19 protein-coding genes and 1 riboswitch are annotated in these 25,400 nt (G+C 45.7%); of the genes, 16 read left to right on the forward strand and 3 right to left on the reverse strand.

The window, feature by feature from the left end; all coding sequences use genetic code 11:
• Positions 1 to 321 precede the first annotated feature (321 nt).
• From BWI96_RS03615 to BWI96_RS03630, 5 genes are all read left to right on the forward strand, one after another.
• The gene (locus tag BWI96_RS03615; protein ID WP_157830201.1) at positions 322 to 3,270 is read left to right on the forward strand and encodes a TonB-dependent receptor; all 2,949 of its coding nucleotides are present in this window, start codon (positions 322 to 324) and stop codon (positions 3,268 to 3,270) included.
• Positions 3,271 to 3,343: 73 nt separating this feature from the next.
• On the forward strand, positions 3,344 to 4,864 hold the full coding sequence (locus tag BWI96_RS03620) for a RagB/SusD family nutrient uptake outer membrane protein (RefSeq protein ID WP_106635322.1): 1,521 nt from the start codon (positions 3,344 to 3,346) through the stop codon (positions 4,862 to 4,864).
• An 87-nt stretch (positions 4,865 to 4,951) separates the two neighbouring features.
• Entirely contained in the window at positions 4,952 to 7,462 is a 2,511-nt protein-coding gene (locus tag BWI96_RS03625) for a VCBS repeat-containing protein (RefSeq protein ID WP_232793560.1), read from the forward strand.
• The gene (locus tag BWI96_RS22120; protein ID WP_232793561.1) at positions 7,447 to 8,349 is read left to right on the forward strand and encodes a VCBS repeat-containing protein; all 903 of its coding nucleotides are present in this window, start codon (positions 7,447 to 7,449) and stop codon (positions 8,347 to 8,349) included. Before BWI96_RS03625 ends, BWI96_RS22120 begins: the two co-directional genes overlap by 16 nt.
• A gap of 14 nt (positions 8,350 to 8,363) precedes the next feature.
• The gene (locus BWI96_RS03630) at positions 8,364 to 11,696 is read left to right on the forward strand and encodes a VCBS repeat-containing protein (protein WP_106635362.1); all 3,333 of its coding nucleotides are present in this window, start codon (positions 8,364 to 8,366) and stop codon (positions 11,694 to 11,696) included.
• Here the strand turns inward: BWI96_RS03630 and BWI96_RS03635 are convergent.
• Complete coding sequence (locus BWI96_RS03635; RefSeq protein WP_106635323.1) at positions 11,689 to 12,498, reverse strand: hypothetical protein; 810 nt, start codon at positions 12,496 to 12,498, stop codon at positions 11,689 to 11,691. The two genes, BWI96_RS03630 and BWI96_RS03635, sit on opposite strands and share 8 nt — an antisense overlap.
• 340 nt (positions 12,499 to 12,838) lie before the next feature.
• On the opposite strand from BWI96_RS03635, the gene BWI96_RS03640 reads away from it, so the two are divergent.
• On the forward strand, positions 12,839 to 13,378 hold the full coding sequence (locus BWI96_RS03640; RefSeq protein ID WP_106635324.1) for a DUF4136 domain-containing protein: 540 nt from the start codon (positions 12,839 to 12,841) through the stop codon (positions 13,376 to 13,378).
• Between the two features lie 177 nt (positions 13,379 to 13,555).
• Here BWI96_RS03640 and BWI96_RS03645 read toward each other — a convergent pair whose 3' ends face one another.
• Both BWI96_RS03645 and BWI96_RS03650 read right to left on the reverse strand, forming a co-directional pair.
• Positions 13,556 to 14,119, reverse strand: a complete 564-nt coding sequence (locus tag BWI96_RS03645) for a phosphoribosylglycinamide formyltransferase (protein WP_106635325.1) — start codon at positions 14,117 to 14,119, stop codon at positions 13,556 to 13,558.
• Between the two features lie 159 nt (positions 14,120 to 14,278).
• Entirely contained in the window at positions 14,279 to 14,665 is a 387-nt protein-coding gene (locus BWI96_RS03650; RefSeq protein WP_232793562.1) for a phosphoribosyltransferase family protein, read from the reverse strand.
• A gap of 225 nt (positions 14,666 to 14,890) precedes the next feature.
• On the opposite strand from BWI96_RS03650, the gene BWI96_RS03655 reads away from it, so the two are divergent.
• The 10 genes from BWI96_RS03655 to BWI96_RS03700 all read left to right on the forward strand — a co-directional run bounded on the left by BWI96_RS03655 (position 14,891) and on the right by BWI96_RS03700 (position 25,399).
• On the forward strand, positions 14,891 to 15,454 hold the full coding sequence (locus tag BWI96_RS03655) for a YcxB family protein (RefSeq protein WP_106635326.1): 564 nt from the start codon (positions 14,891 to 14,893) through the stop codon (positions 15,452 to 15,454).
• A gap of 96 nt (positions 15,455 to 15,550) precedes the next feature.
• The gene (locus BWI96_RS03660) at positions 15,551 to 16,342 is read left to right on the forward strand and encodes a DUF3050 domain-containing protein (protein WP_106635327.1); all 792 of its coding nucleotides are present in this window, start codon (positions 15,551 to 15,553) and stop codon (positions 16,340 to 16,342) included.
• Positions 16,343 to 16,504: 162 nt separating this feature from the next.
• Positions 16,505 to 18,250 carry a GMC oxidoreductase gene (locus BWI96_RS03665; RefSeq protein WP_106635328.1) on the forward strand — a complete coding sequence of 582 codons (1,746 nt, stop codon included), beginning with the start codon at positions 16,505 to 16,507 and terminating at the stop codon, positions 18,248 to 18,250.
• A 35-nt stretch (positions 18,251 to 18,285) separates the two neighbouring features.
• Positions 18,286 to 18,768: a four helix bundle protein gene (locus BWI96_RS03670; RefSeq protein WP_106635329.1), complete on the forward strand. Its 483-nt coding sequence runs from the start codon at positions 18,286 to 18,288 to the stop codon at positions 18,766 to 18,768.
• Between the two features lie 5 nt (positions 18,769 to 18,773).
• Positions 18,774 to 19,385 carry a gluconate 2-dehydrogenase subunit 3 family protein gene (locus tag BWI96_RS03675; RefSeq protein ID WP_106635330.1) on the forward strand — a complete coding sequence of 204 codons (612 nt, stop codon included), beginning with the start codon at positions 18,774 to 18,776 and terminating at the stop codon, positions 19,383 to 19,385.
• 221 nt (positions 19,386 to 19,606) lie between these two features.
• Positions 19,607 to 19,884: riboswitch (cobalamin riboswitch) on the forward strand.
• Between the two features lie 113 nt (positions 19,885 to 19,997).
• Complete coding sequence (locus BWI96_RS03680) at positions 19,998 to 21,878, forward strand: TonB-dependent siderophore receptor (protein WP_106635331.1); 1,881 nt, start codon at positions 19,998 to 20,000, stop codon at positions 21,876 to 21,878.
• 20 nt (positions 21,879 to 21,898) lie between these two features.
• A complete protein-coding gene (gene cobT / locus BWI96_RS03685) occupies positions 21,899 to 22,915 on the forward strand; it encodes a nicotinate-nucleotide--dimethylbenzimidazole phosphoribosyltransferase (protein WP_106635332.1) in 1,017 nt (338 codons plus the stop codon).
• Complete coding sequence (locus tag BWI96_RS03690) at positions 22,905 to 23,678, forward strand: adenosylcobinamide-GDP ribazoletransferase (protein WP_106635333.1); 774 nt, start codon at positions 22,905 to 22,907, stop codon at positions 23,676 to 23,678. Before cobT ends, BWI96_RS03690 begins: the two co-directional genes overlap by 11 nt.
• A complete protein-coding gene (gene cobC / locus BWI96_RS03695) occupies positions 23,663 to 24,229 on the forward strand; it encodes an alpha-ribazole phosphatase (RefSeq protein ID WP_106635334.1) in 567 nt (188 codons plus the stop codon). Before BWI96_RS03690 ends, cobC begins: the two co-directional genes overlap by 16 nt.
• A 66-nt stretch (positions 24,230 to 24,295) precedes the next feature.
• Positions 24,296 to 25,399: a glycoside hydrolase family 130 protein gene (locus BWI96_RS03700; RefSeq protein WP_106635335.1), complete on the forward strand. Its 1,104-nt coding sequence runs from the start codon at positions 24,296 to 24,298 to the stop codon at positions 25,397 to 25,399.
• The last annotated feature ends 1 nt before the right edge of the window (position 25,400 follow it).

Genomic DNA, 25,400 nt, shown 5'->3' on the forward strand with positions numbered 1-25,400 from the left:
AATGTTGAGTATATGTGCTTAAAATGTTTTTTTTAAAAACTTCAATATTAAATTGTATTATATGAATTAATTATTGTAGTTTGCACGCCTGGAGAGCTATAAAATGTATTTATCTAATAAAATAATAGACGAATTTGATTTCAATTCACCCCTATTTTTTGATTAGATATGGATATATTTTTCTTTTCATGTTACTGATACAATACATAACCCTTACAGATGATGAAACAGACTTACTTGCAACGTAGCTCGTTGGGTCAAAAAAGTAAGCTTAGACATGGCTTCGCTGGATGTCTAGGTCTTTTAATGATTCTTCTCAGCATGACGACTTGGGCTCAGCAACGTATCCTTTCAGGAAAGGTTACTTCAGCAGAGGACGGAAGTGATTTACCTGGGGTGAGCGTTTTGGTAGTTGGTACTTCCAATGGTACACAGACTGCCGCAGATGGTACGTATAAGATTAGCGTTACCTCTGGATCTAAAGTTCGCTTTACCTCGGTAGGTATGATTTCCCAGGAGATTGACATTACGAACCAAACCACGCTTAACGTAATCTTACAGCCTAATTCACAAGCCCTGTCGGAAGTAGTCGTAGTAGGCTATGGTACCCAGCGGAAAGCGGACGTAACCGGAGCTACGGCAACCGTTACGGCCAAGGATTTCAACGCCGGGGTACTTAACAACCCTTTACAGGCTGTCCAAGGAAAAGTATCGGGCTTGGTAATCAGTGCTCCAAACAGTGACCCCACGAATAACCGCCCAACCATTCGTTTACGCGGAACGTCTTCGCTTTCGGCTAACTCAGAGCCTCTGATTGTGATTGACGGCGTAGCGGGTGCTCCGTTGAATAGTGTGGCTCCCGAAGATATTCAGTCGGTTGACGTACTGAAAGATGCTTCTGCTGCCGCAATTTACGGTTCAAGGGGAGCGAACGGGGTAATCATTGTTACTACTAAAAAAGGAACGGCAGGTCGTACTTCGGTCGAATACAGTGGATACATCTCCATGGGTAAAGAAGTACGCCGTCCTGGTTTCCTGACACCAGACGAGTTCCGGGCCAAATTAGTTGAACAAAACGTTACTGGCCAGGATTATGGTTCGTCTACGAACTGGATTGATCAGGTAACGCAGACTTCATGGACGCAAAACCACTCGGTTGCCGTTAGTGGAGGAGCTGAGAAATTTAGTTACCGTGGTTCGCTGATCTATTTGGATCAGCCAGGTATCGTGAAAAATTCAGGTTTCAACCGGATCAATGCTCGTTTGAACTTGGTGCAGAAAGCCCTCAATGATCGTTTGGAACTGCAACTTTTGCTCTCACACCAGACTAATAATAAGAAGTTTGTGGACTATGGAGCCCTACGTTCAGCCGTACGTTTCAATCCAACACAACCTATTTATAACGCTGATGGCACGTTTAACCAGCCGCAGGGACAGTTTGAAGTAGAAAACCCACTAGCTCGTCTCGTGCAGTTGACTAATCAAGGAAAGGAGCGTCAGACATTGTTGAATGCTAAAGCCAGCTACGAAATCGTGAAAGGATTAAAAGTTGGCGTAAATGCTTCGCAAAGTACATTTGACTATCTCTACGGCTTTTTCATCCCCAGCTATTTCCGGGGTAGTGGCAATAGCATTTCAAGAGGTCGCCGTGAAACCCAGGAAGTTCTGGATCGCCTGATTGAAAGCACTATTAACTACACCAACACTATTGATAAGCACAATTTTAGTGTTTTGTTGGGGCACACTTATCAGAAGGTGAGTAATGAAGGATTTGGTGCAGAAAACTCAAACTTCCCTGATGCCTTCGGATACAATAACCTGGGAGCTGGAAATAGTAACGCCGATGGTTCGACTAACCGTCAGGTGAATTCCTATAAATCTGAAGCTATTCTGGTAGGTCTCATTGGCCGTATCAACTATTCGTACAACGAAAAATACCTCTTGACTGCGAATATTCGTCGGGATGGTTCTTCTCGGTTCGGGGTAAACAATCGTTGGGGTTGGTTTCCTTCGGTATCAGCAGGATGGCGTTTGATCGAAGAGGATTTTATTAAAAGTGGGAATGTATTTAGCGACCTGAAATTACGGGCTGGGTATGGTGTAACGGGTAACCAGGATGGTATCGCCGATTATGCCGCTCGTATGTTGTATGGTTCGCAAGGGTCTTACTTTACCAACGGTGGTTTCCAGACAGCGTATTTTTATTCACAAAATGCGAACCCAGATCTAAAATGGGAAACTTCAGCGATGACCAACATCGGTGTGGACTTTGGCTTAATGAAGGGCCGTTTGACGGGATCAGTGGAAGTTTACTACAAAGACACGCGTGACTTATTGTTCAATTACCCCGTTGCAATCGGTTCTAAATACGGCTCGCAGCAACTAACAGCCGTAACGAACAACGTACTGGCAAACGTAGGTCGGGTATCCAACAAAGGAATCGAGTTGTCGCTGGACTATCAGGCCATCAGCACGAAAGATTTTGAGTGGCGTACCTCATTGAACCTGGCTCATAATACCAACAAAATCATTTCCTTAAGCAATGGCTTATTCCAATACAATACCAATAACCCCATTTTGTATGGAGGATTTGGTAGTGGACAGGGAGGAATTGCTTCGCCTATCGTACTGCAGGAAGGGTATGCAATTGGTACCTTCTATGGTCCCCGCGTGATAGGTTTCAACGACAAAGGCGAGTACATTTATCAGGATTTTGGAGGTGGGGGAACGCAACCCGCTGGTGCAGACCGTACGTACCTGGGCAATGCTCAACCGAAGTTAACCTTTGGCTGGCAAAACAACTTTACCTACAAGAACTGGGATCTGTCCTTTTTCTTCCGTGGAAGTGTAGGCCAGAAAGTGGCAAATGGGATGTACATCTACTTTGCAAACCCCAACCGATTCCCTGGCGAGAACTTGCTGAAGGATGCATTTTCAACTGGTATTGGCAAAGGGGTTTCTTCGGCCTGGTCTGATTTGTGGTTAGAAAATGCTTCTTTTGTTCGTCTAGATAACTTCCGCTTAGGATACCGAATTCCAGGAATGAAGAAGGTTCTGCAAAATGCTCAGGTCTACCTTTCAGGTCAAAACATCTTCGTATTCACAAAATATCGTGGTGCTGATCCTGAAGTGCGTACGGGTGATTCGCGGAGCCAATACGGATCCATCAGCGATGATAACCGGGCTGTAAACCTGTCACCGGGAGTTGATCCTATTTCCTATTATCCCCGAGCACGTACGTTAGTGGCAGGTATTTCACTGACGTTCTAGCCGATAGAGTACTTTCATTATATAAGCAATCAGTTGTAAGCTTTATGCTTATTTTAGAATACTATACTTTCTTATGAAAACGCTTAAAATTTTATACGGACTCGGACTAACAGGATTGATGGTATTCAATCAGTCCTGTACAAATCTGGATTCTACGGTATATGACCAGGCTGACGCGGGAACGTTTCCCGCTACTGAGTCGGATCTGAATTCGGTGATTGGCTCTTCGTATGGAACCTTACGATCTTTCGTCGATGACCCCTTCGTATTGCAGGAAACGACTACGGACGAAGTCGTAGTACCGACGCGGGGGCCTGACTGGTACGATGATGGGCGTTGGCAGCAACTGGCTAAACATCAGTTTACGCCTTTGATTCCAACGAACATCAATGGAGCCTGGGAAGCATTCTATCGTAGTATTGCCAACGTAAACATCAATGTCGCTACGTTGAAAGCTTCTTCACTAGCAAGCAAACAGACGACCATTGCTGAATTAAGGGCCATTCGAGCCTTGAATTACTACTATTTAGTCGATCTTTTCGGGAATGTACCCATTTTGACTGAAGACTCGCCCGCCGGTAATCCGGTCCAAAGTCCAAGAGTGGATGTGTATAATTTCATCGTAAAAGAGCTCAAGGAGGCGATTCCTCAGATGCGGAACGAGAGTAGTATTACCATGTACGGACGAATGTCTCGGGGTGCTGGACATGCCTTGCTTGCTCACGTGTATCTGAATGCAGAGGTGTTCATGGGTACGCCTCGGTGGACGGAAGCATCTGCAGAATGCGATTCGGTCATTAACTCGAAGCTGTATTCATTGTCGTCTAATTTTCTGGACAATTTTGCCGTCAATAATGACAAGAACGGGTCAATGCGTGAAAACATCTTCGTGATTCCTTATGACAAAACGTTCGCTACTGGTAACACTTTCCAGTTACGTACGCTACACTATGCTCTGCAACAGAAGTATGGATTAGCTAACAGCCCCTGGAACGGATACTGTACCTACGCAGATTTCTACTCAACGTTCAGCGATCAGGATGCTCGGAAAAAGATGTGGCTGGCAGGTCCGCAAACGGGTTCAGATGGCAAGGTAATTCAGTATGATGACCGCGTAGATGGCTTACGGCATGATGTAAACTTTACGCCGGAAATCAGTGCACTTGAGCGAGCCTTGGCCTATCAGGGGGTGCGTTTCCAAAAGTTTGAAATTCAAACCGGAAACCTGGTTACTAGCCAGGATAACGACTTCCCAATCTTCCGCTATTCATCTGTGTTGATGGCTAAAGCCGAAGCACTGGTTCGTTTAGGGAAAGCAGCCGAAGCTTTATCTTACATTAACCAGGTACGCAAGCGGGCAGGAGTATCTGATTTTACCACGGCTGATCTAACGTTGGACAACTTGCTGAAAGAGTATGGGCGGGAGTTTGCCTTCGAAGGTCGTCGTCGGACTGATTTGATTCGTTTCAAATCTTTCACACAGAAAGCCTGGCAGTTCAAACCTGTGACGGATTCCAAGTATAATCTGATGCCTATTCCATCGGTACAGATTTCGAGTAATCCCAACTTGAAACAGAATCCTGGTTATAACTAACCATTGATCTTTTTTCTTTGCAACAGGCTCCTTTCCAGCATTGGGAAGGGGCCTGTGTTGATACTAGCCTAAGTAAAACAGAAGTCAATGCATCATTCGTTTCGCGTATTCCTAAAAGGAACCAGTATCGTAATCGGCTTCTTGCTGGGCTTGACCGCTTGTACGTCTTCCGATGAAAAACCCCTATTTGAAACGTTAGATTCCACTCAAACAGGTATTACATTCCAGAATAGCGTCCTGGATGATGACAGTCTGAACATTGTAGAATATCTGTATTTCTACAATGGAGGAGGGGTAGCGGCGGGTGACATTAATAAAGATGGTCTGACAGACGTATACTTTGTCAGTAACCGTGGCAAGAATAAATTATACCTCAATAAAGGAAATTGGAAATTTGAAGATATTACCGAGCAGGCGGGCGTAGGCGGCTTTGCCGACTGGCAGACGGGTGTAAGTATGGTAGATGTTAACGGCGATGGTTGGCTGGACATTTATGTGTGTGCTGTAGGCAATTACCGAGGGCTGGAAGGCTCAAACGAACTTTACATCAACAATCACGACGGAACCTTTACAGAAAAAGCAGCGGAGTACGGACTGGATTTTACGGGTTTTTCAACACAGGCGGCCTTTTTTGACTATGATCACGATGGTGATCTGGATTGTTATTTGCTTAATCATGCTATTCATAAAGCCATTTCCTATAATAACGTGAATGCCCGGTTTTTACGGGATAACGAAGCAGGGGATTACCTGTTTGAAAATAAACTCATTGATAAAGGCACTCAGACTAAACCCTTATTCGTAAATGTATCCGAAAAAGCGGGTATCTACGGAGCTCCGATGGGTTATGGTCTTGGAATCGCCGTAGGCGATCTGGATAACGACGGCTGGGAAGATATTTACGTTTCCAACGATTTTCACGAAGACGATTACTACTACCATAATAATGGAAACGGCACCTTTACCGAAAAGCTGAAAGAGGTTTTTGCACATACCAGCCGCTTCTCGATGGGGAACGACATGGCCGACATCAACAATGATGGTTGGCTGGATGTCATGACGTTAGATATGTATCCCGAAGATGAAACCGTAGAAAAATCATCGGCGGGTGAAGATCCATTCGACGTCTTTTCGTTCAAACTCAGTTACGGGTACCATTACCAATACGCCCGCAATTGCTTGCAACTGAATTTACAGGGCAAACGGTTTGTGGACCTTGCCGCCCAACTTGGCATGGCTGCCACCGACTGGAGCTGGGCACCCCTCTGGGCTGACTATGACGGCGATGGCGTGAAGGATGTATTCATCACCAACGGCATTGTACGGCGACCCAACAACATGGATTACATCAAGTATGTATTTCAGGATTCAGTATATGCGGCTTTGGACAAGCGAGTGAAAGAGGTGGTCCGAAAATCCATTACTCACATGCCCGAGGGAAAAACACATAATTACTTCTATCAGGGTATCGCGAAAGGACCCTTCGATTTTACGTTCAAAGACCGTTCGAAAGACTGGGGATTTGGAAAAGAAAACATCAACAATGGAGCTATTTATGCCGATCTGGACAATGATGGTGACCTGGATTTAGTAAGTAATGCCATTAACGAGGCAGCGGGCGTGTATCGAAACAATGCCCGGCAAACGCTGGATAACCATTACCTGAAAGTGAATTTTATAGGTGATAAAGCCAATGTTTTGGGGGTGGGAGCAAAGGTGTTACTGAAAGACAGTACCCAACTTTTTTATCAGCAGAATAGCCCGGTGCGGGGTTTTGAATCCTCCGTGGAGCCTACATTGACTTTTGGCGTGGGTAAGCAACCCCTTATTGATAGCGTATTAGTAATCTGGCCGGATGGAAAATCACAAACCCTCCGCAATGTAAAAGCCGATCAGACGCTGACCGTTCAATATACGGCTGCTAAAGATCAGCTTATTACTTCCTGGTGGAGTACCAGCCAAATGCCAGTTCTGGAAGAGGTACAGCCTAATCCAATTACCTATACCCATCAGGAGAACAAGGATTATTTTGACTTTAGTCGCGAACCCTTGATGCCTTTTCAGCTTTCGACGGAAGGACCGCGGCTGGCCAAGGGTGACGTGAACGGGGATGGCCTGGAAGATGCCTACATCCCTGGAGCCAAGTTTAAGGTAGGCCAGTTGTTTTTGCAGAAACCCGACGGCCAATTTGTACGTAGTTCGCAGCCCGGATTTGACGCTGATTCGACGGCTGAACACGTAGCTGCTACGTTTTTTGATGCCGATGGGGATGGTGATCTGGATTTATACGTTGTCGCTGGTGGGAATGAATACTATGGCGAAATGGACCAGTTACAGGATCTCTTATACTTTAACGACGGCAAAGGTATCTTTACCAAACGCAGTACGGCATTACCAAAAATGCTGGAAAACAAGTCGGGTGTATACCCAACGGACTTTGATAAAGACGGGGATCTAGATTTGTTTGTTTCTGGTCGGGTAACGGCTTATGCTACGGGAAACCGCCTCGGTCTTTCCTGCTTGTCAACGATGGCAAGGGTAATTTCCAGGATCAAACGGATCGACTGGCCCCTGAACTACGTTTGGCAGGCTTACTGACGGATGCCCACTGGAGCGACTTTGACGGAGATCAGAACCCCGATCTACTAGTCATAGGAGATTGGATAGAGCCGCAACTTTTTGTGCAAAAAGGCGGGAAATTTAGCCGCAAACCCATGCGTTTGGAGGAAGCTGATGGTACTGAGTCCACGCGTATGAAGGGATTCTGGAGTCGTATGGTCTGGGCTGACCTGAACAAAGACGGGCGGGAAGATGCCGTGCTGGGTAACTTGGGTCTGAATAGCCGTCTTCGCCGAAAGGGATCCAACCATTTGAAAATGTGGGTCAAAGACATTGACTCGAATGGACAGGCAGAACAAATTCTGGCTTATGAAGATCAGTCTGGCTCATACTATCCCCTGGCGGGCAAGGATGAACTCGGCAAACAGCTTCCTTCGGTCATCAACAAGAAATTTACTACCTATGCCGATTTTGCCGGAAAAACCGTAGAAGATATCTTCAATAAAGGCGAGTTGAACGGAGCGACTGAATTTGAAATCAATCGTTACAGTTCCGTATGGCTGGAGAACAAAGGTGGCCTTCGGTTTGTCATTCACGAACTGCCGGCTCCGGCCCAGTGGTCAAAACTCTACGCTTTCGCGATTGGCGACGTAGATAGCAACGGTACGCCGGATGTGTTGGCAGGTGGAAACCTCTACAGCGTTAATCCGGCTCAGGGGCAGTACAATGCAAACCCCGGCCTGGTATTACTCAACGATGGCAAAGGTAACTTCCGACCTAGCCCGGGACCTTTTTCCGGTTTTTCGGTATCCGGCGAAATTCGGGATATACAGGCTCTTCGAACGGCAGCGGGCACCCGCTGGCTGGTCAGCCGGAATAATGATCGGCTCTTGGTATTTCAAACCCATACGCACCCCATTCAGTGAATTCCCTATACCCCATGAAACAGTATATTCTGATAACGGCCTTGGCTCTGGTTTTGGCCGCGTGCGGAAAGAAGCAGGAAGAAACCCTGTTTGAGTCGCTCCCAGCGGAACAAACGGGTATTACGTTCGTCAACGAAGTAAAAGACGACAAGGAACTGAACATTTTCAATTACCGGAATTTCTATAATGGTGGCGGCGTAGCCATCGGTGACATCAACAATGATAGTCTTCCCGATGTGTTTCTAACGTCCAATATGGGCGATAACAAGCTGTACCTGAATAAAGGTAATTTCAAGTTTGAGGATATTTCCGAGAAAGCTGGAATCAAAGGAAAGCATGCCTGGAGTACCGGAGCCACCTTCGCGGATGTAAACGGCGATGGTCGCCTGGATTTGTACGTCTGCAACGCAGGGAACCGACCCAATGACGATCGGGCCAACGAACTGTTTATCAACAACGGAAACCTGACCTTTACCGAAAAAGCCAAAGAATATGGGTTGGATGACCGGGGGGTATCGACGCACGCTGCCTTTTTCGACTATGACCGCGATGGAGATCTGGATATGTTTCTGCTCAATAACAGTTTCATGCCGGTTGGACGATTGGGCTATAAAAACTTGCGAAGTCAACGCGATTACGACGGCGGTCACAAGTTTTTTGAAAACCGGATTATTCACAAAGATACTGCTCCGGTAACGACGCAGTTCGTGGATATTTCGGAGAAGGCTGGCATTTATGGAAGTGTCATTGGGTTCGGATTAGGCATCACCGTGGGGGACGTGAACGATGACGATTGGCCGGACATTTACGTTTCCAATGATTTCTACGAACATGATTATCTATACCTAAACAATCAGGATGGGACCTTCCGAGAATCTCTGAAAGAAACCTTTCCGCATATCAGCCTGTCCTCAATGGGAGCGGATGTAGCCGACGTGAACAACGACGGACGCCTGGATATTTTCGTGACGGAAATGTTACCTGGAACCGACCGCCGACTGAAAACGACTACGCTGTTTGAAAGCTACGAGCTGGAACAGTTCAAGCTCAGTCAGGATTACCATCACCAGTACATGCGAAACATGCTGCATCTAAACAATGGTTTGGACGCGAAGGGAAAATTGACATTCAGCGATGTTGGGCAGTACGCGGGGGTAGCCGCGACCGACTGGAGCTGGGGAGCCCTGCTTTTTGATATGGACAATGACGGACAAAAGGATATTTTCGTCGCTAACGGCTTATATAAAACCATCTCGGATCAGGATTTTATCTCCTTCTTTTCCGACGACAATACCATGCAGCAAGTCGTGACACAGGGGTTCAATTTTGCGGAATTTCTAACCAAGATGCCTTCGGAACCAATTCCCAATTATGCTTTTCGTAACGAAGGAAATCTAAAATTCAGTAATCAGGCCCAGGCATGGGGACTGGCTGAACCTAACTTCTCGAATGGATCGGCTTACGGCGATTTGGATAGTGACGGAGATCTGGATCTGATTGTCAGTAATGTCAATCAACCCTTGTCGGTATACCGCAATCACGCCAGTGACCGGAATCACCAGCATTTTTTACGCGTAAAGTTAAAAGGAACGGACCAGAACCGGAATGGAATTGGAGCGAAAGTTCGGGTACATCAGCCTAATCGTACGATACTCCTGCAACAAATGCCGAACCGGGGTTTTCAGTCTTCCGTGGATTTGACACTGGTGTTTGGCTTGGGAACAGAAACGGCGATTGATTCTGTAACGGTTGTTTGGCCAGATGGTCAGCAACAGGCAATCCCGAAGGTAAAAGCGGATACGGAACTTGTTCTGGATTATCGTCAATCGAAAGCTGGTACTCCTCGAGTGGGAGCAAAGCCAGCGTCTTACTTCACCGATGCAACGGCTTCCTCTCGCTTAGACTATACCCACGTAGAAAATGCGTTCGTGGACTACAACCGTGATCCGCTGCTCAAGCAGATGTATTCCACGCAGGGGCCGTCGCTGGCCGTGGGGGATGTCAATGGAGACGGTCTGGATGACGTGTACCTCGGCGGAGCTTCCGGCTCGCCCAAAAAATTATTTGTGCAACAGTCCAATGGCACGTTTAAGGGTCAGGAGCTGATCATACTCGATACCGAACGCCTGTACGAGGACGTAGCGGCTACCTTCTTCGACGCGGATCAGGATGGGGACCAAGACTTGTACGTAGTGAGCGGGGGCAATGAATTTATCGACGGTTCCGCTGAACTCGAAGACCGGCTATACCTGAATGATGGAAAGGGGACTTTTACCAGAGATCGTCGACTGCCCTTGCTCTATCTGAATGGATCGAGTGTTACGGCGGCTGATTTCGATCACGATGGCGATCAGGATTTATTTGTGGGAAGTCGAATGGTATCTGGGCAGTACGGCCTATCGCCACAGAGTCAGTTACTCGTCAATAATGGTCGGGGTGAATTCAAAGTAATGACCAAACGGTATATGCCGGAATTTTCAAAAATGGGAATGGTAACCGATGCAGTTTGGGCGGACGTCAACCACGATTCATGGCCCGATCTCATTATCAGTGAAGACTGGGGACCCGTTACTATTTTCCTGAATGAGAAAGGTCAACGTCTGGCAAGATCGCCTCAGCTAGCAGAGTTAACGGGCTGGTGGAACCGCTTGTACGTGCGGGATCTCGACGGGGATGGCGATCTGGATCTGGTGGCTGGAAATTTAGGTAGCAATAACCGCTATCATGCTTCGGCGGAACACCCGGCAGAGCTGTACGTCAACGATTTTGACCGCAACGGGACGATGGAACAAATCATCAATTGCTGGACCGAAACCGGTAAAAGCTATCCGATGGTACTCAAACAGGATTTACAGAAAGCGGTGCCTTCCATCAAAAAGAAATTCCTAAAATTTACGGATTATGCCGAAAAAACGGTCGAAGATCTATTTGATGCAAGCTCCCGTGAGGGCATGCTCAAGCGTTCGGCTGTAGAAGATCGGACGGGCGTATTCTGGAACGATGGGAAGGGAAATTTCCGCTTTGAAGCCTTACCTAGGGAAGTTCAGTTTTCACCCATTTATGGAATCAGCAGCGTAGATTATGATCAGGATGGAAAACTGGATTTGATTTTGACGGGCAATTTCTTCGAGTGTCTGCCCGAGCTGGGCCGTTACGATGCTAACCGGGGAGTTGTGCTGAAAGGTATGGGACAACAAAAATTTAACGTCGTACCTTCCGCCCAGACGGGTTTGGTCATTGAAGGGCAGGTACGACGTTCGGCAGAACTAAAAACTCCGCAGGGAGCCGGACTAGTTTTCGCCAAAAATGGAGCAGCGGCTCAGTTGGTGCGTTCGAAAACTAATTAATGGGCAGTTTCAGCAAAAATCTATTTTCTGAACGATACCCTTCCCGAATGTGATGTATACTGCTGGGGGTATTCAGGTCAGCTTCACTATACATAGGTCCAAAGAGGTAACGGCCATCCATATTTTCAACCTGAGAAGCATAAAAAGGCGTATCAATATGAAATTCCGTCCGAAATTGAGCGTCAGTGGAAAGCGTTAGGTAATTACGGAAACTCAGAGGGGTATTCTTGTTCGAGAACTCATAACGAACCAGTGCTGTCTTCTTTTTATGGTTGGATTCCGAAGAGGGTAGTTCCACTTCCTCTATGGTACTTTCAAATGTGGGTAATTGCCAGCCTTTGCCTGGAGCCACCATGAAGCGGGACTGGTTAATCTCTGTTTTAGGTGGAATAAATGACACTTGCTCTTCTTTTCGAATGATTCCCTGAAAAGAACCCCAAGTATAGCCGTAAAGAAATTGATTGTAACGGTTGAGTGAAGGCCGAAGGTCCGTGCCTGTTGTACCATTGTATTGTCCCTGGAAATAGGCCTCATCTACCCAATAATCAAACTTTTCGGTTCCTTTTATAAATGCCGACCGTTTCCAGTCCACATATAGCGGTACTCCCAGTTTGTTATAAATATTCATTCGGATAACTCCGTTTTCTCCCTGAAAGTTATACGTGATCCGTAGGGTGTCCGTATCGTAAACGAACTTATTATCTTGCAGGGTTACGTTATCGCTTTGCAAAGTCACCACTTGGACTTTGGGCGAGCAGGCATACAATAAAAAGGCGAGGATAAAAATGGATACAATTTTCATAATCGGTTGATTTTAATAGCAACCTATATAAAATGCTCTATAAAACAGTGTTAAAACTTCTTAAGAGTAGCCATTTGGGCAAAAATTTCCTGTAGTCTCACCTCATGAAGATAATTGCAAGGAAACCTTTGTCTAATTTTGAATTATTCGTAATTATATTAATTTTATAGTTTAGTTGAACTAGAGCTAGATAATTCGTAACCTCTTAACACTGAAGCAGGTAAAAGCCTCCAAAGTGTTATAATCTGGCATTATTTTTTAGCCCTAGAGGGTGCCATTCTTACAAGTCTTACAATACCATTTATTTCATTTTAATTTGGCTTAGCGGCCTTTCACGTTTATGAAACAGTCTTTACTCGTTTTTGCTGTTATGGTCGTGCTATGCTCGGCCTGCAACCCTAAAAATCTCGTTATTCATTCCGGGTACGCTCCGAATTATACGCACTTGTATAATACGTATTGCATTGCCTTTGATCCCATTACTGCAGAAGATACCACGCTTCAACACGATGTGATTACTGCTGAAATTAATCGCCAGATGCAATTAAGAGGTTTTCAGTATACTACTCAAAATCCTGATGTATTGGTTTTTTATTCCCTGCACCCTGATAAAATTAAATTGAATACTTACGTAAAAAGTTATCGTTCTCCTGAAGTGGATTATGTGGTGGATAAAACGTTTTTGCGGAAGGGCACTTTGCTGATTCAATTTCAGGACACATTCATGAACAAAACCGTCTGGCAGGGGTATGCGGCCCGGGTTTCGCCAGAAGGATTTTTTGATAAGAAAGCGGTTCGAACGGCAGCCCGAAATGTGCTTCTGGGTTACCATACTTTCTCCCTGACGTATCAGGCCCAAAGCCGATCTTCTTCTTATTAGTTGGCAGTTGTCTGTTTACAGTTTTCAGTGAAGTGAACGGGCTGGTTATTAACCAGCCCGTTTCTTTTAGGTAAAGACGCGATTGATTGCTTCTGGGTAGAGCAAGATAATCCGACTTGAAATATAAAAAGACGCGATGAAATCGCGTCTCTACTAATAACCAATAACTAACAACCATCAACTATTAATAGCCCGCTCAATCACCACGGGAAAATATTCATATTCGAGAGCATGACATTTTTTAGCAACGTCTGCTGGCGTATCCGTAGGCTCTACAACGAAAGATTTCTGGAAAAGAATGTTTCCTTCGTCGTAATGCTCGTCCACGTAATGAATGGTAATACCTGACTCGATCTCTTTAGCGTCTACCACGGCTTCGTGTACAAAACTGCCGTACATTCCTTTGCCGCCGTATTTGGGTAATAAAGCAGGGTGAATATTCAAAATCCGGTTAGGATAGGCTGCCACCAGATTTTTAGGAATGAGCCAGAGAAAACCCGCCAATATTACCCAGTCGATCTGAGCTTCCTGAAGCCAGCTTAATACTTCGCCCGAACGAAATTGTTCGCGATTAAACAGTTTCAAAGGAATACCGAGGCGATGGGCTCGTTCAATAACACCCGCAGCAGGGTTATTGCAAAGAACCATTTCCACGGAAATCGTTTCGTGATTTTTAAAATACTTGGCGATATTCTCGACGTTCGTACCCGAGCCCGAGGCAAAAAGAGCAATACGTTTCAAAAGAATGCTGAATTAAATCAATAGTAAATCGAGAGTATTATTGCAGATAAACACCCATTTCTGGCCCTTCCAGAATCACATCAATGTGATCATTGAGCGTAGTCATCAGGGCATACCCTACAAAGTCGGCTGAGACGGGGTAACGACGGTAATTACGATCTACCAGAACCGATACCTGAAGGCGTTTGACTTTTGTCTGAAAAAAGGAAGAAGACTATACGCCAGTGTCCGGCCCGTGTATAAAACATCATCACAAACGATGACACATTTGCCCATTAACATCTCGGAATCAGTATTCAATTTGATTGAACTGGGCGATGGATCGGTTTTCTGAATTTGAATGTCAATCTGTTGTACTTTCAGCGGAGAGATGGCTTCCAGTTGCTCTTTCAGCAACGAAGCCATAATCACTCCCTGACCAACGATTCCCGCCAGTACAATTTCTTTTTCTTCGAAATTGGTTTCGTAAACCTCAAAGGCAATCCGGCGAATCTTTTGTTTGAGCTGTTCGGGGTTCAGAAGCAGCGTTTTTTCAGTTGAAATCATGGACGAATGTACAGCGACAATAGCTTTTGAAAATGATTCTGAATCGTAAAATTCCGAAAAGTGCCCGAATCGACCGAGGAAAACGAGATTTAATTAATAAATAATCAGAGCAATGCGAGAATATCGGAGCGGGATTTTACAGTACTACGTCGTTTTCGTATTTTTGTACTCCATCTAGAAAAACACGCGTTGTTTTTCGCTCAGAAGTCACTCTATTAACATAAAATGGCAAAAGTTCCGGTAAATCGCTACCAGCAGCCCTACATTAACAGTGGTCAGGCGGGAATGCCCCAGGGCGTTCGCACGAAAAAATACGGCCTGGACCCCAAAAAGTACATTAACCTGGCCTTACGGGACTGGATCAAACAGGAATGGTTCTGGTTTTTGATTCCCGTAGGGGTGATCGTTCTGAACGTCGTTCTGAACGTAACGAAAGTCTATCCAAACTGGTGGATTTACCTCGTAGCCGTACTCGGTGGGGTAGGTTTCGCTCTCTTCCGCGGTATGCAGTTTACGGCTACGACGCAGGTAGAACAGAATAAGCAGATGTTCGAAAAATTTGTGTATGAATTTGATAACCGTCAGATTTTTGTCTGGAAAAATCGCGAGAAAAAAGAAGGCGGCCAGTTACCCTGGAATATGATTCAGTCGGTTCAGAAAGAGAAAGACGCGTATTTGTTCAATCTGGGCAAGTATCAGTATCTCTATCTGCCATTCGACATTTTTAATTCAGAACATGACATTAAAATGTTCGAGACTATCCTCACTCGCAAAGAATTGCTGAAGTGAGTAATAGGGTTAGTACAAAAATTTAATTTGAGGTCGGTGGGTTGCTACCGACCTTTTTGCGTTTTTACTAATAAGTACCTCATAACTTGATCAACAGTGACTAATAATCCTTTGGAAGTACTCGAAGCTCGTCTGAACCCGCTGCGTCAGGAATTAATCGACCATTCCGTTTACAATCACATCAACTCGCTGGAGGCTTTACAGCTTTTTACCCAAAGCCACGTTTTTGCTGTCTGGGACTTCATGTCTCTGCTAAAGGCTCTGCAACGGCAGCTTACCTGCGTACAAGTGCCCTGGTTACCCGCTGCATCCGGGTCGACGGCGTATCTAATTAATGAAATCGTTACTGGTGAAGAAAGCGATGTAGATCAGCATGGCGTTCGGATGAGCCATTACGAGTTATACCTCCGGGCGATGAAAGAGCTAGAGGCGGATACATCGGTCATTGAGCAATTTGTTGCAGACCTGCGAGCGGGCCAATCGGTGAGGGAAGCTCTGGAAAATGCTGATATTCCCGCCGGAGCGAAGGCTTTTGTGAGTTATACGTTTTCAGTAATTGAGCGAAATCGTCCGCATGAAATTGCGGCGGCCTTTACCTATGGTCGCGAAGACTTGATTCCCGAATTATTCATTGAACTGGTTCGTAACCTGAACGCCCGATTCCCTAATCAACTCGATACATTCCGCTATTACCTGGAGCGTCACATCGAAGTAGACGGTGGGCATCATGGCCATTTGGCGGAAGAAATGGTTCGTGAATTGTGTGGCAATGACGCTCAAAAATGGGAAGAGACCATTTCTACGGCGGAGGAGTCGATCCGCCAAAGAATTTACCTCTGGAATTCGATTACCAGTTGCTTAAACGGAGGAGCTTTAGTTAATTCGTAAAATTTTTAATTAATTAAAGCGTTGATCTATATTCATAGCAGTTACTAAAAAAGCGTAAGTTTTTAATTAAAAAGTTATATAATTAATAAAAATTATTCATTTGTAGTAACGATTGGAGTGACCATAAACATAACAACGAGTCTTTACCTATTTTCCTAAAGTATGAACAGTTATCAAATCCAGGAGACCCCTGAAGTCTTTGACGTGGTTATCGTTGGGTCTGGAGCAGGCGGCGGTATGGCGGCTTATCAGCTATCCAAAGCGGGTGCCAAAGTTTGCTTACTGGAAGCTGGAGGTTACTATGACCCGGCTGATCCCAAGTATATCACTCAACTAAAGAATCCCTGGGAGTCTCCTCGTCGTGGGGCCAGCACTACGCGTCCTTTCGGTGATTTTGACGCCGCCTGGGGAGGCTGGCAGCTCGAAGGTGAGCCTTACTCTGCTGCTCCCGGAACAGAATTTCACTGGTTCAGAAGCCGGATGCTGGGTGGGCGTACCAACCACTGGGGCCGTATTTCCCTTCGTTTTGGTCCCGACGATTTTCGTCGCGGCAGCATGACGGGTATCGGGGATGACTGGCCAATTACGTACGACGACGTATCGCCCTATTACGATAAGGTAGATAAACTCCTGGGAATTTTTGGCTCAAAAGAAGGGCTTCGCAACGAACCCGACGGCCATTTCTTACCCCCACCAAAACCCCGTTTGCACGAGTTAATGCTGAAAAAAGCGGGTAAGAATCTGGGTATCCCGGTTATTCCTTCCCGTCTGGCGATTCTGACAAAAGCGATTAATAACGAACGTGGGCAGTGTTTTTACTGCTCGCAGTGCGGTCGGGCCTGTCAGGTTTACGCGGATTTTTCTTCGTCTTCCTGTCTTTGTAAACCTGCCGTTAAAACGGGTAACACAAGGCTGATCAACGGAGCGATGGTTCGCGAAGTATTAACCGACCAGAAAACCGGACTTTGCACGGGCGTTTCGTACGTCGATACCGCAACTTTACAGGAAAAAACGGTTCGGGCTAAAATTGTGGTGGTGGCGGCTAGTGCCTGTGAATCGGCCCGTCTGTTACTGAACTCCAAGTCGGCCCGGTTCCCAAATGGGCTGGCTAACTCCAGCGGAGTGATTGGTAAATACCTGAACGACTCCACCGGAGCCAGCCGCTCAGCCTTCGTTCCAGCTTTGATGAACCGGAAACGTTACAACGAAGACGGGGTAGGTGGAATGCACGTATACACGCCCTGGTGGCTGGATAACAAAAAACTGGACTTCCCTCGGGGGTATCACATTGAATACGGCGGGGGCATGGGCATGCCCAGCTACGGGTTTGGCATGGGCATTCAGGGCATGAACGGTAAGTATGCCTATGGCGATGGAAAAACGCAACCCGCAGGTGGATATGGATCACGTCTGAAAGAAGATGTACGTCGCTTCTACGGAGCTTACGTGGGCATGGCGGGTCGTGGAGAACCTATACCTTTGGAAAGTAACTATTGCGAAATCGACCCCAATAATGTCGATAAATACGGTATTCCGACGCTTCGTTTTCACTACAAATGGTCTGAAAACGAGGTTAAGCAGGCGAAACACATGCAGGATACCTTCGAGGAAATAATCCACGAAATGGGCGGTATTGCTCTGGGCTCCAAACCGGGTAAAGAGCAAAACTACGGATTAGAGGCTCCCGGAAAGATCATTCACGAAATCGGAACGGTACGCATGGGCAGCGATCCCAAAAAATCAGCTCTGAATTCTTTCATGCAGGGCCACGATGTCAAAAACCTGTTCGTAGTAGACGCCGCTCCTTTCGTAACGCAAGGCGACAAAAACGTAACCTGGACCATCCTAGCCATGTCCATGCGAACCAGTGATTACATCATTGATGAAGTGAAGAAGAAGAATCTGTAAAAGAGTTGTCTGTTTTCTGTTTACCGTTTTCAGTGATGGCTACCATTCAACGTTTTGAGGATTTGAAAATTTGGCAAAAAGCTCGCTTGTATTCTCTGTCTATTTTTGAATTAACTGGGAGTGGGGAGTTTTATGCAGACTATGACCATCGCAGGCAAATCAGACGGTCGGCAGATTCTGTAATGGATAATATTGCAGAAGGTTTTGGAAGAGGAAGTCGAGGTGAATTTATTCAATTTCTGGGTATTGCTAAGGGCTCATTAACGGAAGTAAAATCACAGCTATACAGAGCTCTGGATCGTAAATATCTTTCATTACAAGCTTTTGAAAAGACTTATGAAGAAGCCGATGAGCTGGGAAAAATGATTGCTGGATTTATTTCCTACCTATCCAGAACACAGATTAAAGGAAGTAAGTATAAGCAAGTTTCTGAGAAAAGCGAAGTAAAGGAGCCTGAGATAAATTACGAAAATTGGTTCGAATCAACTGTAAACAGAAAACAGTTAACTGAAAACTGAACAAAATGAAACGTCGCGATACACTTAAGTCGATTGCCTTGGGGTCGTTGGGCATGGCTACGGTTCCTTCTACGGATCTGATAGCGGCTCCGCCCGAAAAACCGCTGGTGGTGCCCGGCGGACGGCAGAAATCGGAAGCCATCCGGGATGCCAAACTCATGGCTGATAAGTTCTTTACACCTCAGGAAATGAAAACCCTCACCGTTTTGTGCGACATTATTCTTCCGGCGGACGAGAAGTCGGGCAGTGCCTCGCAAGCGGGTGTACCGGCTTTCATTGAATTTATGGTGAAAGATCAACCCGTACACCAGATTCCTCTTCGTGGAGGGCTGGCCTGGTTAGATAATGAAAGCCGAAAACGCTTCAGCAAGAAATTTGTGGAGCTTACAAAAGCTCAGCAGATAGAAATCGTGGATGACATTGCCTATCCTGAACAAGCGAAACCTCAGTTCTCCCAAGGCGTTGCGTTCTTTAACAAAATGCGGGACATGACCTTAACCGGTTTTTATACCACCCGCATAGGCTTCAACGATTTGGGTTACGTAGGAAATACTCCCAACAACTGGGAAGGAGTGCCCGAAGAGGTACTGAAGCAATACGGCCTGAGTTATGAGTAATGGGGTTTGAGAAGGTTAGAATTAGGTGTGAGAAGTTTGATTTAGTTTGAGAAAGTAAGATAAATGAGAGGTTTTCATCAAACTCCTCACACCTAATTCTAACTTCTTCTAACTAAATTAAATCTCTCAAACTACTGCTAACCTTCTCAAACGTAGTAGAACGAAAGGTATACTTAATGCTGATTCGGTAAAAGACCGGGTCAGCATTAAGTATTTTTTATACTTTTGCCCACGTTTTAGGTTTCAGCAGAAACTCTGTTGAATGAAAAGGGAACACCGGTGTAAATCCGGGGCTATCCCCGTAGCTGTAAGTTTTAATGAGTTTAGAGTGGTAAGTTTTGAGTTTAGGGTTAAGATTGTAAAGTTGACAGCCTTCATAACTCAAAACACTAAACTCCAAACTCAAACACAACTTCCAAAAGCCACTGTACACACGTATGGGAAGGTGGGGGTTGAGATGAAACGAGCCAGAAGACCTGCCTGAAATGGTATACTTTTCGAGCTTTCGGGTGAAAAGCCGTGAATGAATTTCAACGCACTGGATGGTAACACCCAGCCGGATTTCTATTCACTTTTCTACGAAAGACTCCTTACTTAATCATTAGTGGAGTCATGAACACATTTACCAGAATTACCTTTCTTCTCCTGATTACAACTTTGCAGGTCTGGGCTCAAAAACCGGATACCCAACTGGAAGAAGTAACCATCACCGCCAATCGTACCGGACAAAAATTATCCCAAACGGGTAAAGTAGTTACCGTTCTTACCGATTCAACTTTACAAAAATACGCTACTCAATCGCTTGGCGAGTTATTAACCCGTCAGGCCGGGGTTATGATCGTTGGGGCTCAGGGGCCGCTGGGAACCAATCAGACCGTCTCATTACGCGGAGCCGGTGGAGGAAACACCCTGATTTTACTCGATGGCTTACCCATCTATGATCCCTCTCAGATTAATAACACGTTTGATCTCAATCTGCTTTCGGTTGGGGAATGCGAACGAATTGAGATCATTCGGGGAGCTCAGTCTACCCTGTACGGTTCGGATGCGGTAGCTGGGGTAATTAACATTTTTACTAAAAAAGAAGGGTATCGACCCATCGGAGGCCATGCCACCGTTCAGGCCGGAAGTTATGGTACTTTCCGGGGAACCGTCGGTGTGAATGGAGCTTCAAAAGTAGGTTACTTCAATGCTCAATATACCCGATTGCGTTCCGATGGATTTTCGGCGGCATATGATGCGAAAGGAAATCAGAACTTTGATAACGATGGTTTCTGGCAGGATAACGTTCTCTTAAACGGCGGTATTAATCTTTCTCCCAATCTAATCTGGAAGGTACGGGGCCTGTATTCGGGGTATAAAAATGAAATTGACGCCGGAGCCCTAACCGATGATCCCAGCTATAATTACCGTAACACCTTCAAACTGGCCGGAACAGGGATAGATTATAGTTATGCTTCTGGAAAACTGACGGCAAATTATGCGTTCTCGGCTTTCCAACGTAATTCTGTTCAGGACAAGTCCACGTTTGAGGGAAATAGTCATTTTGCAGAAATCTATAATAGCTGGCGGACTACTAGCTGGTTAACTCTCGTTACCGGGGTTGATCTGCGGACTCAGAATACAGCTCAAACCAATCCTTATGCTCCACCTTTAGAGAAAAATCTAGCGAAAACAACTTTATTCAGTGCGTATGCCACGGCTTTGATTCGAACCGATTCCAGCTTTGCTCTGGAACTGGGCGGACGCTATAACCATCATTCCCTATACGGTAGTAACGCAACTTATTCCATCAATCCTTCTTATCTTTTAAGCAATCAGGTAAAATTCTTTGCTAACCTTTCCAGTGGATTCCGGGCCCCAAGCTTGTATCAGTTGTATTCGCCGTATGGTAACAAAGATTTGAAGCCCGAAATGAGTCGTTCGCTGGAGGCTGGTGTTCAGTTATTTGCTACGGATAAACGATCATTTATACGAGCTCTTTATTTCGATCGGGCTATTAAAGACGTGATTGCTTTTCAGTCATTAAGCGTTGAACCTTACGGTAAGTACGTGAATTATAGTCGTCAGAATGATCATGGGCTGGAATTTGAAGTATCGAGTCGCTTTAAAAATTTAGTGGTTTCGGGTAATTTAACGTATGTAACGGGTCGGGTGACTCAAACGGTTAATGGTCGAGACTCCAGCTCATTTAATCTTTTCCGAATTCCGAAGGTGATGGGCAATGCAACCGTTGGCTATCAGTTCACAAAACACTTCTTCAGTTCCTTAGCAGTGCGAAGTGTGGGCAAACGTCAGGAGCAGGTTTACGGACTTGGAATAGTAGACTTAGCCGCTTATACCACACTGGATGTATATGCCGAATATCAGTTCAATGCTTTCGTCAAACTATACGGTGACGTTCGTAACCTTACGGATAAGCAGTATTTTGAGGTTTACGGGTATAACACCCGTCGGCGTAATTTCAACATAGGCTTAAAGTTTGATTTTTAGCAGATTAGATAATCGATCCTATGTCCTTCGAAGAAAGAGTACAATATAAAATTGACCATAAAACCAAGCCTTTAGGAGCTTTAGGCCAGTTGGAAACTCTGGCATTCCGCATGGCCTGTATACAGCAAACCGAAACGCCAGAGTTACGAAAAGCCGCCCTGGTAGTCTTCGCGGCAGATCACGGCATTGCTCAGGAAGGGGTAAGTGCGTATCCCGCAGAAGTAACTTATCAGATGGTGCTCAATTTTCTGGCGGGTGGAGCCGCTATTAACGTATTCTGCCGCCAGAATGAGCTGGAGTTATACGTGGTTGATGCGGGTGTGAATGCCGAATTTTCAGAAGAAACACAATTGATTCACGCCAAAGCTGGTTACGGTACAAATAGTTACCTGAAAGGGCCAGCGATGAGTTCAGAACAGCTTCGGTTTTGTCTGGAGAAAGGAGCCATGATTGTGAATGAACTGCACGATAAAGGCTCCAATGTGATTGGTTTTGGGGAAATGGGAATCGGTAATACGTCTTCATCGAGTGTATTGATGAGCATGGCTACTGGCCTTCCCATTGAAAGTTGCGTAGGGAAAGGGACTGGCGTTAATCCAGAACAATTACAACGAAAAGTAACGGTTCTGAAGGAAGCCATCCGGGTAAATGGGAGTTGCAGTGACCCTTACCAAATGCTTCAAACGTATGGTGGGTTTGAAATTGCTCAAATGGTGGGAGCCATTCGGGCGGCCCGTTCGAGAAAAATGATAATCTTAGTCGACGGATTTATTTCTACCGTTGCTCTGCTGATTGCCAGCCAAATGCAGCCTGATGTACTGGAAAATGCGATTTATTGTCATCAGTCGGCTGAACAGGGACATCGCCTTCTGCTTGATTTTTTGCGAGCGGAGCCGCTTCTTCGTATGAACTTACGGTTGGGAGAAGGCACGGGCTGTGCGTTGGCATATCCTTTATTGAAAAGTGCAGTAGCTTTCCTGAATCAGATGTCCACCTTTAACGAAGCAGGCATTTCTTCGCACAAGAATGATACATGAGTTACGAATCCTATTAACGGCGGTACTTTTTTATACCCGGATTCCATGCCCCGCCTGGGTGGGGCATGGACCCGAACAAATGCGGCAGTCTCGTAAATATTTTCCAATGATTGGGGGAATCGTTGGAGCTATTATGCTCGCCGTTTATTTCAGTAGTACGCTTATCTTTCCCAAAAACATCAGCCTTCTCTTAAGCATGGGTGCGGGGGTACTAACGACCGGAGCTTTCCATGAAGATGGCTTTGCTGACGTGTGCGATGGCTTTGGCGGCGGCTGGAGTAAAGAGCAGATTCTCCAAATCATGAAAGACAGCCGGGTGGGGACATTCGGTGTCGTGGGTATTGGGCTGTTATTGAGTCTCAAATACCTGATCCTGGTAGAAATTGCTACTCTTTCCGAGCCTCTCATCTGGAGTACCATCTTTTGTGGGCAAATTAGTAGCCGATTAATAGCCTCTATAGCCGCTGAAACGCACGAATACGTTCGTGATGAAGCCAGTAGTAAATCAGGGGCCGCAACATCGAGTCGTATAGGCTGGAAGGGCTTGTTCCCAGGCGTTTTATTTACGGGCCTAACCTTCTTTTTACTGCCTAGTTATTGGCTTGCTCTGGCTGTTTTAGGGGCTTATGGCTCGAAAGTAATGCTGAGCTGGTTTTTTAAGAAATGGATTGGCGGTTACACGGGCGATTGCCTCGGGGCGATTCAGCAGGTTAGCGAAGTAGTTTTTTATCTGGGTATCTACGCCATATGGATTTGTTTGTAATGCGGCACACTTCCGTGCATAATACCAAAGGAATGTGTTACGGTCAACGGGAGGTGGATTTATCGGAAAATTATTATCAGGAAATTCAGCAGATTACCAGGCAGTTCACAAAGCCATTTGATGTCGTTTATACTAGTCCGTTAAAGCGTTGTGTAACACTTGCCGAGCAAATCCCCAGTCCTTTAGTACTTGAAGAGAAGCGATTAATGGAAATCAATTTCGGCGATTGGGAAGGGCAGTTATGGAATGATTTGCAGGGAAAGGAAGTAACCGACTGGATGAATGATTTTGTTCGGGTTCAACCGCCCGGAGGAGAAAGCCTGGAAATGGTCTGTAACCGGGTTCAGGCCTTTCTGGAAGAATTACGCCAACAATCTTACGAACGCGTAGCAATCGTTACGCATGCGGGGGTATTACGCTGCATCTGGGCCAATCTGATTGGCGTTCCACTGCCTAATATTTTTAAAATTAAGGTTGATTACGGTCAGGTTGACCAGTTTACCCTACACCCGAATCCTGCTCTTGACCAATGGGTAGGACGAATTTTATAGCATTTATGTAGTAGATAATTGTGTTTATTAGTGTTATTGCAGACATAATTATTACCTACTACAACTATGAATAAACGTCTGTATCTTATTTTATTCGTTGGGATTTCACTCGGAGCCTGCCGAAATGCTACTCAAAAAACAGAATCAACTGCTACCGATTCATTAACCGTTTCGGACTGGGCCTTACTGCCCTTCGAAAAAGTAGATAGTCTCAATCCGGTGCTGGTTCCAACGCCCAATGAAACGTTCTTTGATCCCATCTGGAAGAAAGAAGTGAAGTGGGAAGAAAAAGACGTGTTTAATCCGGCGGCAGTCGTGCGGGACGGAAAAGTGCATTTGATCTATCGGGCTGAGGATAAACTGGGGAAATATGCCGGGGTTTCACGACTGGGATTAGCCATTAGTGAAGATGGGTTACACTTTAAAAAAGAAAAACACCCTATTTTTTATCCCAGCAATGACGCTCAGAAAAAATACGAATGGGAAGGCGGTACGGAAGACCCTCGCATTGTTGAAAGCCCGCAGGGTGGTTATATAATGACCTACACGGCTTACGATGGTAAAACAGCCCGGATGATGCTGGCTACGTCCAAAGATTTGCGAAACTGGACTAAACACGGCCCGGTTCTGGGTGAAGGAAAGCATCTGAACACATGGTCAAAATCGGGAGCCATTGTCGCCCGGCAAAAAGGAGATCAGGTGATTGCCGAAAAAATAAATGGAAAGTTCTGGATGTACTTTGGCGACACCAACCTGTTTCTGGCTCAATCCGATGATCTGATTCACTGGGAACCTCTAACCGAAGCGGATGGAACGTTGAAGCCCATTGTACGGCCCCGTCCTGATAAGTTTGATGGTCAGTTAGTAGAACCCGGTCCTTATGGGTTAATAACTGACAAGGGCATTCTCCTGATCTACAACGCCGCCCGACCCATGCCTGAAAAGAAAAATGCATTGGTATATAAGGCAGGTCAGATCTTAATGAACGGACAGGATCCGACGCAGATTCTGGCCCGAACGGACGAACCCTTTTTCGTTCCTGATAAACCTTACGAGTTAACTGGGCAGGTAAATAACGTCGTGTTTCTGGAAGGATTGGTATACTTCAAAAAGAAGTGGTTTTTATACTATGGGACGGCTGACTCGAAAATTGCGGTAGCCGTTCATTAAC

This window comes from Siphonobacter sp. SORGH_AS_0500 (assembly GCF_002838835.1).
GTDB lineage: Bacteria > Bacteroidota > Bacteroidia > Cytophagales > Spirosomataceae > Siphonobacter.

What these genes read in the sequence shown, in the direction of transcription:
- BWI96_RS03615 (WP_157830201.1), top strand. Translation starts at nt 322, where the DNA reads ATGACGACTTGGGCTCAGCAACGTATCCTTTCAGGAAAGGTTACTTCA.
- BWI96_RS03620 (WP_106635322.1), top strand. Translation starts at nt 3,344, where the DNA reads ATGAAAACGCTTAAAATTTTATACGGACTCGGACTAACAGGATTGATG.
- BWI96_RS03625 (WP_232793560.1), top strand. Translation starts at nt 4,952, where the DNA reads ATGCATCATTCGTTTCGCGTATTCCTAAAAGGAACCAGTATCGTAATC.
- BWI96_RS03630 (WP_106635362.1), top strand. Translation starts at nt 8,364, where the DNA reads ATGAAACAGTATATTCTGATAACGGCCTTGGCTCTGGTTTTGGCCGCG.
- BWI96_RS03635 (WP_106635323.1), bottom strand. Translation starts at nt 12,498, where the DNA reads ATGAAAATTGTATCCATTTTTATCCTCGCCTTTTTATTGTATGCCTGC.
- BWI96_RS03640 (WP_106635324.1), top strand. Translation starts at nt 12,839, where the DNA reads ATGAAACAGTCTTTACTCGTTTTTGCTGTTATGGTCGTGCTATGCTCG.
- BWI96_RS03650 (WP_232793562.1), bottom strand. Translation starts at nt 14,665, where the DNA reads ATGATTTCAACTGAAAAAACGCTGCTTCTGAACCCCGAACAGCTCAAA.
- BWI96_RS03655 (WP_106635326.1), top strand. Translation starts at nt 14,891, where the DNA reads ATGGCAAAAGTTCCGGTAAATCGCTACCAGCAGCCCTACATTAACAGT.
- BWI96_RS03665 (WP_106635328.1), top strand. Translation starts at nt 16,505, where the DNA reads ATGAACAGTTATCAAATCCAGGAGACCCCTGAAGTCTTTGACGTGGTT.
- BWI96_RS03670 (WP_106635329.1), top strand. Translation starts at nt 18,286, where the DNA reads ATGGCTACCATTCAACGTTTTGAGGATTTGAAAATTTGGCAAAAAGCT.
- BWI96_RS03675 (WP_106635330.1), top strand. Translation starts at nt 18,774, where the DNA reads ATGAAACGTCGCGATACACTTAAGTCGATTGCCTTGGGGTCGTTGGGC.
- BWI96_RS03680 (WP_106635331.1), top strand. Translation starts at nt 19,998, where the DNA reads ATGAACACATTTACCAGAATTACCTTTCTTCTCCTGATTACAACTTTG.
- cobT (WP_106635332.1), top strand. Translation starts at nt 21,899, where the DNA reads ATGTCCTTCGAAGAAAGAGTACAATATAAAATTGACCATAAAACCAAG.
- BWI96_RS03690 (WP_106635333.1), top strand. Translation starts at nt 22,905, where the DNA reads ATGATACATGAGTTACGAATCCTATTAACGGCGGTACTTTTTTATACC.
- cobC (WP_106635334.1), top strand. Translation starts at nt 23,663, where the DNA reads ATGGATTTGTTTGTAATGCGGCACACTTCCGTGCATAATACCAAAGGA.
- BWI96_RS03700 (WP_106635335.1), top strand. Translation starts at nt 24,296, where the DNA reads ATGAATAAACGTCTGTATCTTATTTTATTCGTTGGGATTTCACTCGGA.